This window comes from Coprobacter fastidiosus, assembly GCF_030296935.1.
GTDB classification, from domain to species: Bacteria; Bacteroidota; Bacteroidia; order Bacteroidales; family Coprobacteraceae; genus Coprobacter; species Coprobacter fastidiosus.
In genome coordinates, this window is sequence record NZ_AP028032.1 from 2,263,792 (window position 1) to 2,277,755 (window position 13,964).

At 39.1% G+C, this 13,964-nt stretch carries 14 protein-coding genes; 2 read left to right on the forward strand and 12 right to left on the reverse strand.

What is annotated here, in order from left to right; genetic code table 11:
• The first annotated feature begins 146 nt into the window (after positions 1 to 146).
• A complete protein-coding gene (gene nagB, locus QUE35_RS08965; RefSeq protein ID WP_122329723.1) occupies positions 147 to 956 on the forward strand; it encodes a glucosamine-6-phosphate deaminase in 810 nt (269 codons plus the stop codon).
• Between the two features lie 79 nt (positions 957 to 1,035).
• Here nagB and QUE35_RS08970 read toward each other — a convergent pair whose 3' ends face one another.
• Both QUE35_RS08970 and QUE35_RS08975 read right to left on the reverse strand, forming a co-directional pair.
• Positions 1,036 to 2,529: a butyryl-CoA:acetate CoA transferase gene (locus QUE35_RS08970; RefSeq protein WP_022600030.1), complete on the reverse strand. Its 1,494-nt coding sequence runs from the start codon at positions 2,527 to 2,529 to the stop codon at positions 1,036 to 1,038.
• A 42-nt stretch (positions 2,530 to 2,571) separates the two neighbouring features.
• The gene (locus QUE35_RS08975; RefSeq protein ID WP_022600032.1) at positions 2,572 to 3,009 is read right to left on the reverse strand and encodes a hypothetical protein; all 438 of its coding nucleotides are present in this window, start codon (positions 3,007 to 3,009) and stop codon (positions 2,572 to 2,574) included.
• A 380-nt stretch (positions 3,010 to 3,389) separates the two neighbouring features.
• On the opposite strand from QUE35_RS08975, the gene miaB reads away from it, so the two are divergent.
• Positions 3,390 to 4,766, forward strand: a complete 1,377-nt coding sequence (miaB, locus tag QUE35_RS08980; RefSeq protein WP_022600034.1) for a tRNA (N6-isopentenyl adenosine(37)-C2)-methylthiotransferase MiaB — start codon at positions 3,390 to 3,392, stop codon at positions 4,764 to 4,766.
• Positions 4,767 to 4,813: 47 nt separating this feature from the next.
• On the opposite strand, the gene folK is transcribed toward miaB, so the two are convergent.
• From folK to lepB (QUE35_RS09030), 10 genes are all read right to left on the reverse strand, one after another.
• Positions 4,814 to 5,287 (reverse strand): 2-amino-4-hydroxy-6-hydroxymethyldihydropteridine diphosphokinase, encoded by a 474-nt coding sequence (gene folK / locus QUE35_RS08985; protein ID WP_022391236.1) that lies wholly within the window; start codon positions 5,285 to 5,287, stop codon positions 4,814 to 4,816.
• 10 nt (positions 5,288 to 5,297) lie between these two features.
• Positions 5,298 to 6,347, reverse strand: coding sequence for a tRNA preQ1(34) S-adenosylmethionine ribosyltransferase-isomerase QueA (gene queA, locus QUE35_RS08990; protein WP_022391235.1), 1,050 nt, complete (start codon positions 6,345 to 6,347; stop codon positions 5,298 to 5,300).
• A 71-nt stretch (positions 6,348 to 6,418) separates the two neighbouring features.
• Complete coding sequence (gene truB, locus QUE35_RS08995) at positions 6,419 to 7,138, reverse strand: tRNA pseudouridine(55) synthase TruB (RefSeq protein ID WP_022600037.1); 720 nt, start codon at positions 7,136 to 7,138, stop codon at positions 6,419 to 6,421.
• Positions 7,138 to 8,031 carry an undecaprenyl-diphosphate phosphatase gene (locus QUE35_RS09000; RefSeq protein ID WP_022391233.1) on the reverse strand — a complete coding sequence of 298 codons (894 nt, stop codon included), beginning with the start codon at positions 8,029 to 8,031 and terminating at the stop codon, positions 7,138 to 7,140. Before QUE35_RS09000 ends, truB begins: the two co-directional genes overlap by 1 nt.
• A gap of 19 nt (positions 8,032 to 8,050) precedes the next feature.
• A complete protein-coding gene (locus tag QUE35_RS09005) occupies positions 8,051 to 8,272 on the reverse strand; it encodes a DUF3098 domain-containing protein (protein ID WP_009318341.1) in 222 nt (73 codons plus the stop codon).
• Between the two features lie 21 nt (positions 8,273 to 8,293).
• Positions 8,294 to 9,175 carry a cell division protein FtsX gene (locus QUE35_RS09010; RefSeq protein WP_286260642.1) on the reverse strand — a complete coding sequence of 294 codons (882 nt, stop codon included), beginning with the start codon at positions 9,173 to 9,175 and terminating at the stop codon, positions 8,294 to 8,296.
• 297 nt (positions 9,176 to 9,472) lie between these two features.
• On the reverse strand, positions 9,473 to 10,663 hold the full coding sequence (locus QUE35_RS09015; RefSeq protein ID WP_052330514.1) for an MFS transporter: 1,191 nt from the start codon (positions 10,661 to 10,663) through the stop codon (positions 9,473 to 9,475).
• Between the two features lie 188 nt (positions 10,664 to 10,851).
• On the reverse strand, positions 10,852 to 11,481 hold the full coding sequence (locus QUE35_RS09020; protein WP_022600043.1) for a WbqC family protein: 630 nt from the start codon (positions 11,479 to 11,481) through the stop codon (positions 10,852 to 10,854).
• A gap of 2 nt (positions 11,482 to 11,483) precedes the next feature.
• Positions 11,484 to 12,485, reverse strand: a complete 1,002-nt coding sequence (gene lepB / locus QUE35_RS09025; protein WP_022391230.1) for a signal peptidase I — start codon at positions 12,483 to 12,485, stop codon at positions 11,484 to 11,486.
• 6 nt (positions 12,486 to 12,491) lie between these two features.
• Positions 12,492 to 13,955 (reverse strand): signal peptidase I, encoded by a 1,464-nt coding sequence (gene lepB, locus QUE35_RS09030; protein ID WP_022600045.1) that lies wholly within the window; start codon positions 13,953 to 13,955, stop codon positions 12,492 to 12,494.
• Positions 13,956 to 13,964: the final 9 nt, after the last annotated feature.

A 13,964-nucleotide genomic window follows, 5' to 3' on the forward strand; every position in this document is an offset into this window, starting at 1 on the left:
CATTTTTATAAAGGTTGTGCCAAAAACAATAATTTGATACGATTTTACCTTATTGTATCGTTTTTAATAGTTAAATTTACGTACTTTTGAAACAAAGTTTGAATAAAACATGCAGAAAAGGACATATCAACAAATATAAATATACTATGAGACTAATTATTCAACCGAACTACGAAAACGTATCGCGTTGGGCAGCCAATTACGTTGCCGCCCGAATCAATGAGTTTAATCCGACAGAAGAAAAACCCTTTATCTTAGGTCTGCCGACCGGATCTTCTCCTTTGGGAATGTATCGGAATTTAATCGATTTGAACAAAAAAGGAGTCGTATCATTCAAAAATGTGATAACTTTCAATATGGATGAATATATCGGTCTCCCGAAAGATCATCCCGAAAGTTACCACTCTTTTATGTGGAATAATTTCTTCAACCATATCGATATTAAACCGGAAAATGTCAATATATTGAACGGAAATGCCGAAAATCCTGAAGAAGAATGTGCCCGATACGAAGAGAAAATAAAATCGTTAGGAGGTATAGACCTTTTCTTAGGAGGTATCGGTCCTGACGGGCATATAGCATTCAACGAGCCGGGATCTGCTCTTACATCGCGTACTCGTGTCAAGACTTTGACTCATGACACGATCATCGCAAACTCAAGGTTTTTCAATAATGATGTAAACTTAGTTCCGAAAACCGCTTTGACAGTAGGTGTCGGTACGGTAATGGACGCTAAAAGTGTCTTGATTATCGTCAACGGACACAACAAAGCTCGTGCATTGCGCCATGGTGTCGAAGGTGGTATCAGTCAAATGTGGACAATCAGTACTCTGCAAATGCATCCTAAAAGCATTATTGTTTGTGATGATGCAGCTACTGACGAATTGAAAGTCGGAACATATAAATACTTTCTCGATATAGAAAAGAATAATTTAGACCCGGACTCTTTGCTCTAAATTAAAATAAACTAAATAATAAAAGAGAAGCGATCGATAATATATCGATCGCTTCTCTTTTATTATTTAATCATCAGATTCATTTATAATCATCAAAGTTAGTCAAAGCCATATCCCCCGATTTATTGAATTCTTGATGAAAAGCAAAACATGCTTTCAAATTATGCGGAGTATGTCCTCCCCTTTCAAGTTTGAGATAATCCCACAACAATTGTTTATACATAGGATGAGCACAATTCTCAATAATCAGCTTCGCTTTTTCGATCGGAGATTTCCCCCGTAAATCGGCGACGCCTTGTTCGGTCACCAAAACACTTACCGAATGTTCGCTATGATCGAGATGAGACACCATCGGTACGATAGCACTGATCTTTCCGCCTTTGGCAACAGAAGGACATGTAAAGATCGATAAATAGGCGTTGCGGGTAAAGTCTGCAGAACCTCCGATACCGTTCATCATCTTATTTCCGGTGACATGCGTACTGTTTATATTCCCGAAAATATCAGCTTCAAGAGCTGTGTTTATTGTTATCAAACCAAGTCGTCTTACAACTTCAGGACTATTGGAGATTTCCCCCGGACGCAATACGATCTTATCTCTGAAAAAGTCTATATCCTTATATATTTCGTCTAAAACAGCCGGACTGACAGTTAATGAACATCCGCTGGCAAACTTACACTTACCTGTTTTCATCAATCCGATAACGGCATCCTGTATCACTTCGGTGTACATTTCAAAAGCCGGAACATCCGGGCTATTTCCCAATCCGCCTAATACGGCATTTGCAATGTTCCCTACACCCGACTGCAACGGTAAAAACTCTTTAGGAATCAAGCCCGCTTTCAACTGAGAAACTAAAAAGTTACAAACATTATCTCCAATACGGGTCGTCACCTCGTCTGCCGGAGCAAACTCCTTCACACCGTCCGGAAGATTTGTTTCCACGATTCCCACAATCTTTTTCGGATCGACTTGTATATACGGTTTACCGATACGGTCACTGGGTTTATACACCGGGATCTCACGCCGGTATGGAGGATCGGCAGGTTGATAAATATCATGAAATCCTGCTAACTCTTTCGGATTATGACTATTAAGTTCTATAATAATTTTATCGGCTAACTGACATACCGTAGGTGCTATCCCTACACCTGTACCCAATATGATTTTGCCATCTTCAGAAACATCTGTAGCTTCAATAACCGCAACATTTATTTTTCCTAAAAAACCATATCTCAAGTTTTGAGCCAGATGTGAAAGATGCATATCGTAATAAGACATCTCCCGGCTGTTTATCACATTGCGGCTGTCTTTATGCGATTGATAAGGTGTACGGGTCTTTATTGCTTTGGCTCTGGATAAAGCCCCATCAAGAGAATCATTCGTTGAAGCTCCGGTAAAAACGCCGATTGCGAAAGGACGCCCGGCATCGTGTTCTTCTTGTGCTTTCTTTGCTATTGCCGCGGGTACGACTTTAGGTGTTCCCGCAGCTGTGAAACCGCCAAAGCCCACATTATCGTCGTGATGAATATATGAGGCGGCTTCTTCTGCCGAAATAACTTTAAATGACATATTTGCGTTAGATTTTATATGAACCAATTGTGTTTTTAATTTTCAGAACTTTCTTGCCAAAATTTCAGAAGCAATTATCGCTTTACGGAGCTCATCCGAACCATAAGGTAACAGATCCGAATAATTCGGAATATCATAAACTTCATCCGGAATAACAGTTTCCTTTTTTACGATTTCGGAAACCTTTTTCGTAACTTCCGGTTGAGAAGGCGATTCTATATTTATAAGCTTTATCTTCTTCTCTTCTTTTTCAGCCTTTACAACAACAGGCCGTACAGGTACTTGCTGTTTAGGTTCCGAAGGGAACAGATCCTCCCAAGTTAAAGGTCGATTTACCGGATGTTCGCCCTCTTCTGCCGGAATATATGTCTCATCCTGATCTATTTTTTTATGGGCATCAATCTGTTTCTGCGCACTCTTAGTAATCGCTCTGACGATAAATATAAAAATAAGAAGAACGTAAATCCACAAATTCTCCATAGCTTTTCGTATTTTTGTTCCCAAATGTACAAAATAAAGCTGATAAACAACAGATGACTTTCAAAATTTATATCAGATCGGTCAGATATAATGATCTGAAAAGCGGTTATGTAAAGTCGATATGAAACAAATTCATAAATAAAGGCAGGTTAAAAATACTCTATAAGAAATTAAACCGATGGTATATAAAGAATTAAGGGCAATTTCACAACTGCCCTTAACAGATTTAACCTAAACCTTAACTATGAAAAAATTTCATATATTGTTAGACGCAAAAGTATAAATAAATTTTTAAAAGCAAGCATTATATATTATTTTTTGTTAGGTTTTTATCTAAAAAAAATACATAATACCATTTCTAACTATAAAAATATATCCAAATGAAAGAAAACTCCGAAGCAGACTTTAAATCTGCGACCGAGCAGACAGCAGAAAAAAAACTCTTTATCGAGACCTATGGTTGTCAAATGAACGTAGCCGACAGCGAAGTTGTAGCTTCTATTATGCAAATGGACGGATATGCACTATGCGACTCTATCGAAGACGCCGATGCTATCCTGGTTAATACCTGCTCTATTCGAGATAATGCCGAACAGAAAGTTTTATCTCGTCTCCAATACTTCAACTCTTTACGCAAAAAGAAAAAGAATCTGGTAATCGGAATACTCGGTTGCATGGCAGAACGGGTAAAGGAAGAATTATTGGAGAAACACCATGTCGATTTAGTTGTAGGCCCAGATGCTTATCTTGACCTCCCTAACTTGATCGGAGCTGTAGAACAAGGGGAAAAAGCAATTAATGTAGATCTATCGACAACAGAAACTTATAAAAATATAATTCCTAAACGAATCGGAGGAAACCGCATTTCGGGATTTATCTCTATCATGCGAGGGTGCAACAATTTCTGCTCTTATTGCATCGTTCCTTACACTCGTGGACGCGAACGCAGCAGAGAACCCGAAAGCATACTTAAAGAATTGAATGACCTAAAAGACAGAGGATTCAAAGAAGTAACTTTATTAGGGCAAAATGTCAATTCGTATATATTCAGCCGTCCCAACGGTGAAAAAATAGATTTTCCGGCATTACTCGCCTTAGTTGCAAAAGAAGCTGGCTCTGGAATACGCATAAGATTCACGACCTCACATCCCAAAGATATGAGCGATGATATTTTATACACGATTGCTGCAAACCCGAATATCTGCCACCATATACATTTACCTGTACAATCAGGAAGCAACCGCATTTTAAAATTGATGAATCGTAAATATACCCGGGAATGGTATCTCGACCGAATCGCCGCTATTCGCCGGATAATTCCCGATTGCGGGATTACGACAGATATGTTCAGCGGATTTCATTCCGAGACGGATGAAGATTTTGCAGAAACCTTATCCTTAATGCAAACTGTAGGATTCGACGCTTCTTTCATGTTTAAATACTCGGAACGTCCCGGAACATACGCCTCTAAACATCTGCCGGACAATATTGCAGAAGAGATCAAAATAAAACGATTGGAACAAATGATCGATCTACAAAATAAGCTGTCTGCAGAGAGCAATAAACGGGATATAGGCAAAACTTTCGAGGTTTTGGTCGAAGGATATTCCAAACGTTCGAGAGAAGACTTGTTCGGACGCACCGGACAAAATAAAGTTGTCGTATTCCCGAAACAAAACTACCATATCGGAGATTTCGTGCAGGTAAAAATCACGGATGCTTCATCGGCAACACTATTGGGAGAAGCGATAAATTAATCTATAAAACAGAGGCCATCTCAAAATAAAATAGAGATGGTCTCTGTTTATTTTGAGACAGACAAAAATTCCTGCCATATATCTTTTATTGTCTTATGTAAGATCGGATGATACAAATCCGGAGCAATCTCTACAAGAGGCTCAAGGACAAAGCGCCGTTCTTGTAAAAGAGGATGCGGCAGTTCTAATCGGTCGTTTTTTAATATCTCAGTATTAAAAAATAAGAGATCTATATCGATACAGCGATCCTGATATGATCCATGACTTTTTACCTTACGACCCAAATCTTTTTCTATGGACTGTGTCAAATCCAATACAGAAATAGCATCATGCTCGGTATCGACTCTTAAGACAGCATTCAAAAAGGGATATCGGGAAATAAAACCCCAAGGTTCGGTTTCATAAAAAGCGGATAGAGAAATAATTTCCCCTATCCGCTTTTCTATTTCATCTATCGCACGAGTCAAATAATATTTCCGGTCTCCCAGATTAGACCCCAAAGCGATATAAACAATATTCATTCCTTATAGTTTAAATGATCAACATAGCATCCCCATAGGCACCGAACCGGTAACCTTCTTTCAATGCCTTGTCATACGCATCAAGTACAAGATCATACCCTCCGAATGCAGCTACCATCATCAACATAGTAGAAAGCGGCATGTGGAAATTGCTGACCAAACTGGTTGCTACCGTAAAATCATAAGGCGGGAAAATGAACTTGTTAGTCCAACCGCTATAAGGCTTCATGTGACCATCGGTACTTACCGTACTTTCGATAGCTCTCATCACGGACGTTCCCACAGCGCAAACTTGCCGATTTTCGTCTTTTGCCTTATTTACAAAAGCAACCAACTCTGGCGTTACCAACATTTGCTCCGAATCCATTTTATGCTTGGTAAGATCTTCTACATCTATTTCACGGAAATTTCCCAAGCCGGAATGAAGCGTAAGGAATCCGCTCTCTATTCCTTTTATCTCCATTCGTTTCAACAGCTCTCGGCTAAAATGCAGTCCGGCAGCCGGAGCGACAACAGCGCCTTCGTTTTTTGCAAAAATATTCTGGTAACGATCTACATCATCCGGTTCGGCAGGACGATTTATGTAGCGGGGAAGCGGGGTTTCTCCCAACTTATAAAGAGCTTCCTTAAATTCTTCATGAGTACCGTCAAACAAGAAACGCAAAGTACGTCCCCTCGATGTCGTATTATCTATGACCTCGGCAACCATCGAATCGTCTTCACCGAAATATAGCTTATTCCCAATGCGGATTTTTCGTGCCGGATCAACCAATACATCCCACAAACGATTTTCCTCATTCAATTCACGCAACAAAAACACTTCGATCTTCGCACCTGTCTTTTCTTTATTCCCATATAATCTTGCCGGAAAGACTTTTGTATCGTTAAAAACAAAAACATCTTTATCGTCAAAATATTCAAGTATATCCTTGAATATACGATGTTCTATTTCACCGGTATTACGGTGCACAACCATCAAACGCGATTCGTCTCTGTTTTTTGCCGGGTATTTAGCTATTTGCTCCTCGGTAAGCTTAAATTTGAATTGCGATAATTTCATTTGTATATCAATTTTATTTCCAAAAAAGCACTGTCCTATTTTAAGAGGACATCACTTCATGCCGGAATATTCTACTTTATTTCTTCTTTATTATCAACTTCTGTAACAACAGCCTTTTCGACCAATTCATCGATCTGGTCGACTTGCAAACAATCTTCCAAACGGACATCTCCTACCCGGGTACGAACCAAACCGATCAAATGAGCCCCACTACCCAACGCCTGTCCGATATCCCGTGCTAAAGCCCGTATATAAGTTCCCTTACTGCAAACCACTCTGATTTTTATTATATCAGACTGATACTCGAGCAACTCTATCTCATCTATAACAAGCTCTTTCGCTTTCAGTTCGACATCTTCACCTTTACGTGCAAAATCATAGGCTCTCCGTCCGTCGATCTTACATGCGGAATAAACCGGAGGAACTTGTTGAATAGAACCGACAAACTGCCTTAAAACCGTTTCTACGCCTTCACGGGTTATATGTTCCGTCGGATAAACCCCATCTATTTCTGTTTCCCGATCAAAAGAGGGTGTTGTTGCTCCTAACTGTAAAGTTGCGACATACTCTTTTGTCTGGTACTGAAAACTCTCTATCAACTTCGTCGCTTTCCCGGTGCAAATTATCATTACTCCTGAAGCCAACGGATCAAGAGTTCCGGCGTGCCCGACTTTTATCTTTTTTATTTTCAACTTCCGCGATATGCGCGTACGCACAATCTTAACCAACTTAAAAGAGGTCCAATACAAAGGCTTATCGAAATAGAGAACTTCTCCTTCTAAAAAATTCATCAGCTTATTTCCAAATTATACCCTAACAACATCAGCACAATGATGATACCTCCTACAATAATACGGTAATATCCGAACGCTTTAAATCCGTATTTCGTTACAAAACTGATAAAAAATTTAATCGCCAGTAAAGCCACGATAAACGCTACCACATTACCGACAATCAAAGTCAATAAATTATCTTGCAATACCTGCATTCCATTTTCAGAAGTCAGTAGTTTCAACAATTTATATGCCGTAGCTGCAAACATGGTAGGAACGGCCAGAAAGAAAGAAAATTCGGCCGCATTTTTACGAGTCATTTTCTGAGCCATACCTCCGACAATCGTCGCCATCGAACGAGATACTCCCGGAATCATAGCAATACACTGAAACAGCCCCACATTGAATGCTCTTTTCAGCGTCATTGTCTGATCGGGTGTCGTTTTGTTAAACCACTTATCAACAAACAACATTACAACACCACCGATAACCAACATAACGGCGACAACCGTAACGCTTTCGAGCATCTCGTCTATTTTGTCACTGAACAATAATCCGAAAAACGCAGCAGGTATAAAAGCAACCAACAGCTTCCAGTAAAAATCGTATTTATATAAAAACCGTCTGCCGTATTCCACCCATCGGGCAGATCCAGTTTTTCCGGAAACGGCCTCAGAATCGAATATTTTACAAGGATTCAACTTAAAGAACCGTTTCCAATACAACACGACTACCGACAAGATCGCCCCAAACTGTATAATCACGGTAAATGCTTTTACGAAGTCACTACTCGGGACACCCAACATATTCTGGGCAATGATCATGTGACCGGTAGAAGAAACCGGAAGAAACTCGGTCAATCCTTCTACAATCGCTATAATAATGGTCTGAAACCAATTTAATTCTTCCATATACTTATCGTACTGCGTTTTATTTCGATTTTTTCATGATTGCATAAATCATAAACACAAATCCGGCAAACGCAATACCGGGAGCTAATACGATACGTCTGAAACTGAAAATATCCGGATTATAATGTTCCGGTGTAGATCCGGGACCTGCCATCAGAGCAAACCCTAAAATAATCACAGCAAAAGCGATACCGATCAAAATCAAGTTCTGTTTTCCTAATGCAAAATCTTTTGTATCCATCTATATTTATTTTCTATGGTTCTAAACATAATATAAATTATCCCGATCCATCCGGATATAACGATTTACAGCAAACCACGCAGAAATCGCAGTAAGTACAACTCCCAATAAAAGGACAATCACAAACACCCAAAAAAGGGAGCTGATATCGATCAATGTGTACAGATTATCAAATTCGGTCAGCAGATAATAGACACATCCGGAGAGTAAAGCCATTGCTATAAACGCACCTATAATTCCGTTTATAATATTGGATATGATGAAAGGTTTGCGAATAAATGCAGGAGTCGCTCCCACCAACTTCATAGTCTGAATAATAAAACGCTTAGAATAAGCGCCGAGACGTATTGTATTACTGATCAAGGCGAACGATATGAGCATCAGTACGACAGCTAATCCCAAAAGCATAAAACTTATACGACGAATGTTGTCATTTACCAGTTGTATCAGATCTTTTTGATAAACTATATCATCGATCGCAACAGTTCCTTTTCTTAATCCTTTCTCGATCCACACCAGACTATCAGGATGAGCATAATCCGAACGAAGTTTTACTTCGATAGAGGCTTGCAACGGATTAAAGCCCAATAAATCTTTCGGGTTTTCCCCTAATTCGACCTCCAACTCTTTTAAAGCATCTTCTTTCGATATATATTGAGTCGCTCTTACATAAGGAGCTATATCAAGTTTTTTTTGTAACTTTTTCACCTGCGACTCCGTCACATTCTCTTTCAAAACAATGGAAAATCCCATGTTTTCTTTTACATACATCGAAAGACGCGTTGCCAATATACCCATAAGAACAACAATTCCCAAGATAAAAAGTACCAAGGAAATACTGATAGTAGAGGTCAGGCGCGCATTAAAGAACGTAATATGTCGTCCGGATTTCGATTCGCTCATTACTTTATTCGTAATAATTCAAAAATACAGCATTGAAAAGCTCAGGAAAGAAATCTAAAAAATAGAGTGATACAGAAACATCGATAGTCTTAAAAAAATTCAGAAACCGGATAACCGATATGACTTTACCGCTTGATGATATATTTTTTTTTATTTTCTATCTCTCTTATTCTCAGACTCCCGCAATACTTCAATTATAACTAAAATAACGCAAGTACACTTTTACCCGAAATTTGAGGCAAAATAACAAATAATAAACGAATTACGGCATTTTAATTCGTTTTTTTTAACAAAATATTATCTCAACTTATTTTTCTCAAAATAAGGGCCTGCAATATGGCGGAAGAAAAAGAATCCTAACACCACCAATACCAATGCAAACGTATAAGCTGCAGTATAATCCGACATATCGGCAATGCTTCCCCCGATCAAGACTCCTAAACCTAACCCCAAGTCCCATGCGGTAAAAAATGTAGAATTTGCAGTACCTCTTTGACTATGAGTAGCTAAATTGATAAAAAGATTCTGAAATGAAGGACAAATCAAACCGTATCCCATTCCTAAAACAGCAGCAGAAAAATAATATCCCACAGGAGATTTCAGAAAGATAAAAACAGAATAACCGATAACAAGGAATACAATCCCAACCGTTATCATATTGACGATCAATCCTTTATTCAAATATTTTCCGGTAGTAAGCCGGGAAAATATAAGACCGAAAGCCATAAGCATAAAATATAATCCTGTTCCCGAGTCTATTCCTACCTCCTCTTTCCCATATATAGCCAGATAAGTAGAAAGGACTCCGTAACTGAACGAGAGAAGGCAAAGAGAGATCGCTCCGGATACTCCTTTTACCAATAAAAAACGGTCGAGAGAGACATGTTCTTTTTCCGGCTGTATCTCAACGGAACGCTGTTTCAACGGCATTTTTATGGTAGTAACCAAAAAGAAACCCAATATACAGGAAAACAAGGATAATAAAAATATCGAATCATAATTGCGGAATGCATCCAATATATATAATGATACGGTAGGTCCCATTGCCATTGCCAAATTACTGCTTACTCCATAATATCCTATTCCTTCCCCTCGGCGTGAAGACGGCATGACATCGATCGCCACAGTACTGTTCGAAACAGTCACCATACCGAATGCCAGGCCGTGCATCGCCCTTATTACAGCAAAAAGAAGCAGTGTCCCGGCAAGTAAATATCCGCCGAAAAATAGAGTAAACACCCCATAACAAATTAACTGTAACGGCTTCCGGGGAAATGTATCGACCATGTATCCTGCAAAAGGACGGACAAAAAGAGCTGTTATCGTATAGGAGGAAAGTATAACTCCCACAGTCGCTTTATTCGACCCGAATTGTTCCATCAAATACATAGGCAGCACAGGTAACAACAGATAAAAAGCAAAAAACAGAAGAAAATTACCCCCGGCAACCGCTAAAAAACTTCGAGTCCACAACTTATCCTTCATCATAACACTTTCGATTTAGCACAATAATTTTCCGCATCTTGTGTCAAAAGTCATCTCAACGGAAAAATTCATGAATTTTTCGATGCAAAGGTAATAGTTTTCAAACAAAAATATTCAGCCGTCTCTTTGACTGTTTAAATTCTCCGATAAAGAAATTCGGTCAAGGTCTTCTTTACATTTTGTTTCGACAGTTATATCCGATCATAAAGCACAAGTTGAGACTCAGGTCCCATATTAAACAGCAAATCGAGAATGCTGGCATCGGGTATAAAACCCAACTTCGATGAAAAGACCTGATAATACGGTTGCAGATGAAATCTTTTATCAATCTCTTTTTTAGGATGTATCACATCTCTGAAATCATCTGTTTCGCTTCCTGTATAATCAACATATTCATCGCTATAAACAACATTGGGCGTTATTTCTAACAATCTGCATATTGTTTCCCGCAAAGACTCGTTCAAGTCGAATAGGAATGTCCCGGATAATTTTTTTTCAAAAAATGGAATAATATCATCTTGATAATACTCAAAAAAAGGAGAAGAACCGTATGCCGAAACAATAGCATTCCAATGCATGTGTTGCCAATTATCATGGTCGGAAATGCGAATATCCCGAGTAAGACACTTCGCCGTATCGGGCTTGATCACCGGAACAGAAAGAGGAATCAACCCGTTTGCACTAATTATATTACATCGGTTACGATAAGTTTGCTTTACATAATTACAGCATTTCTCCACAATTATATGATCTCGGTTACACAATGTTTTATAATAAGAAACCGGAGCTAAATAAGCTGTAGAAAGACAAGCTGAAGTCATAATCAAAGAACTTTAAAAATACGGTCGATACGAAAAGCTTTATAAAAAGGCTTTCCCGAATCGAAAGAAAGCCAGACTCGGCTACCTTTACCCACCAAATGAGAATGAGGAAGAGCTCCGAAGCTTCGCGAATCTGTTCCCATTTCACGATTATCTGCCAATACCCAATAGTAAGGCTGAGCAAAACGATATGAAACTATTTCGGTTTCACCATCATAGATTCTTCCGTCACGCACCTCTACATCTCTTCCTTCATACGCACTCATCAACCGGGCAATAAATGAAGCGTTTTCGGCATTCACCGATGTAGCTTCTCCAAACAAAGGAAGTACGACCCGAAAATTATTGCGATCAAGATTAACTTCTTGTAAAAGATCAGGAGAAGCCAATAGGTTCTTGACTCTAAAATAGTCATAACGAGACAAAAAATAGAGACTTTTTTTCTCGATTTTCGTTGAAACAGGAGTGATATTCAACTTTAAAAACAAGGAATCTATCACCGACTTTACCGAATCGGCGCAGAAATAAGCAGCAATTGCACGGGAAGGCTGAGAAACGAAGTTACCATTAATACGTAAAACCCCATTTTGAAAACTTACCGTATCCCCGGGAAATCCGATACAACGTGCAACCGCAATTTTTTTTCGATCTACCGGAATATTCTTTTCTAAAGAAGGAATATTAAAAACGACAATATCATTACGATTAGGGAACTTTCTGAAAAAATACATTTCCGGGATTCCCAAAGAGATATATGACCGGATTTTCGTACCGGGAATCGTATCATAACAAAACGGTAATGAAACTGGGGTTTGAGGCACACGTACACCGTAACTGCTTTTCCAAACCCAAAGATGATCGCCTTCTAACAAAGTATTTTCCATTTGATTGGCAGGGATACGAAACGATTCGGCACAAAAAGTCCGCAAAAGCCACACCGACAATATAATTCCGACAATCAGCTTCCATGGAATTTTCCCTTCCTGTACGCCCCTCTCCTTCATGAATCATCAATCCTTTGTCACGCATTTGAAGAAACGATCAAAACGAATGCGTCCGTCAAACCAGCCTCTATCTTTATCAATAGACAGCCACACAAACAATGGTTTGCCGACTATATGATCTTCTGGGACAAATCCCCAGCTACGACTGTCCGCCGAATTATCCCGGTTATCGCCGAGCATCATGTAATAATTCATCTTAAATTGATACGTATCGGTCTCTTTCCCATTTATATAGATCTTGCCATCTTCTTTTACCTGCAAATCGTTTCCCTCATAATTACGAATCACCCGTTCATAAATAGGCAAATTGTCTTGCGTAAGTTTCAATACAGCACCCCGTTCGGGAATCCAAACCGGCCCGTAATCGGCACGGGTCCATTTCTTATAATATCCTAAAGGATATGTATCTCCACCGAAATCTCCCGGTTCGGGAACTATTTTTGTTATAAATTTATAGCTTTTCAGCTTATTTAAAGCTTCTTGAGTAAGAGGAAGACGATAAACCGGATTGAATCCCATATCGGCATTTCTCGGAAAACCCAAATATTCAAGAACATTATCATAACCACGATCTCCACTAACGAGGAAACGATCGTCTTCACTGACATTCAATTCTCTGAAGTTAGATTCTCCCAACCGAATATCCGGACTACTGGTCATTACATAATAATTAAGCTGCATTTCTTTAGGATTTTTCAACGGCTTTCCATCGATATACACTTGATTATTACGAATTTCAAAATTATCTCCGGGCATTCCTATACAGCGTTTCACATAATTTTCTCGACGATCTACCGGACGATAAACGATATCACCGAAAACCGCCTTATTATTGTTTACTGTTTCCCAACCTTCATTATAACAAAGTGTATAATAATCGGGATTCTGAACCTTTAATGCCACCGTATCGCCTGCCGGAAAATTAAACACGACGATGTCGTTGCGTTCTACCTGTCCCAAACCTTTCAGACGATGATAAGGCCATTGCGGCCACTCTATATAGGACTTTGTGTTGATAACCGGCATTGTATGCTGCGCCAGCGGAAAAGATAAAGGAGTGTTCGGGACACGAGGTCCGAAACTCAACTTACTGACAAACAAATAATCACCGACCAATAGGGTCTTTTCGAGAGAAGAAGACGGGATCTTATAATTTTGAAAAAAGAAAGTATTGATCAGATAAACAGCAACCAAAGCATACAAAATGGCATCGACCCACTCCATCGTTTTACGAGTAGCCTTATTTTTCGACTTCTTCCAAAATGTCCAAGGTATAAATCGGGTAATATATATATCGAGCAAAACCAACAGCCCCGGCAAAATATAATAATTATCGAGCCATATCGCAAAAGCTATATAGATGATACATGCTATCGAAAAACGTATCCACCGGCTTTTGCGTACACCGGAAAAACGCCCTTTTATCGATTTTTCCTTTTCCGGGGATATAGTTGTTTTTTCTTCTTCCATTATAATCGT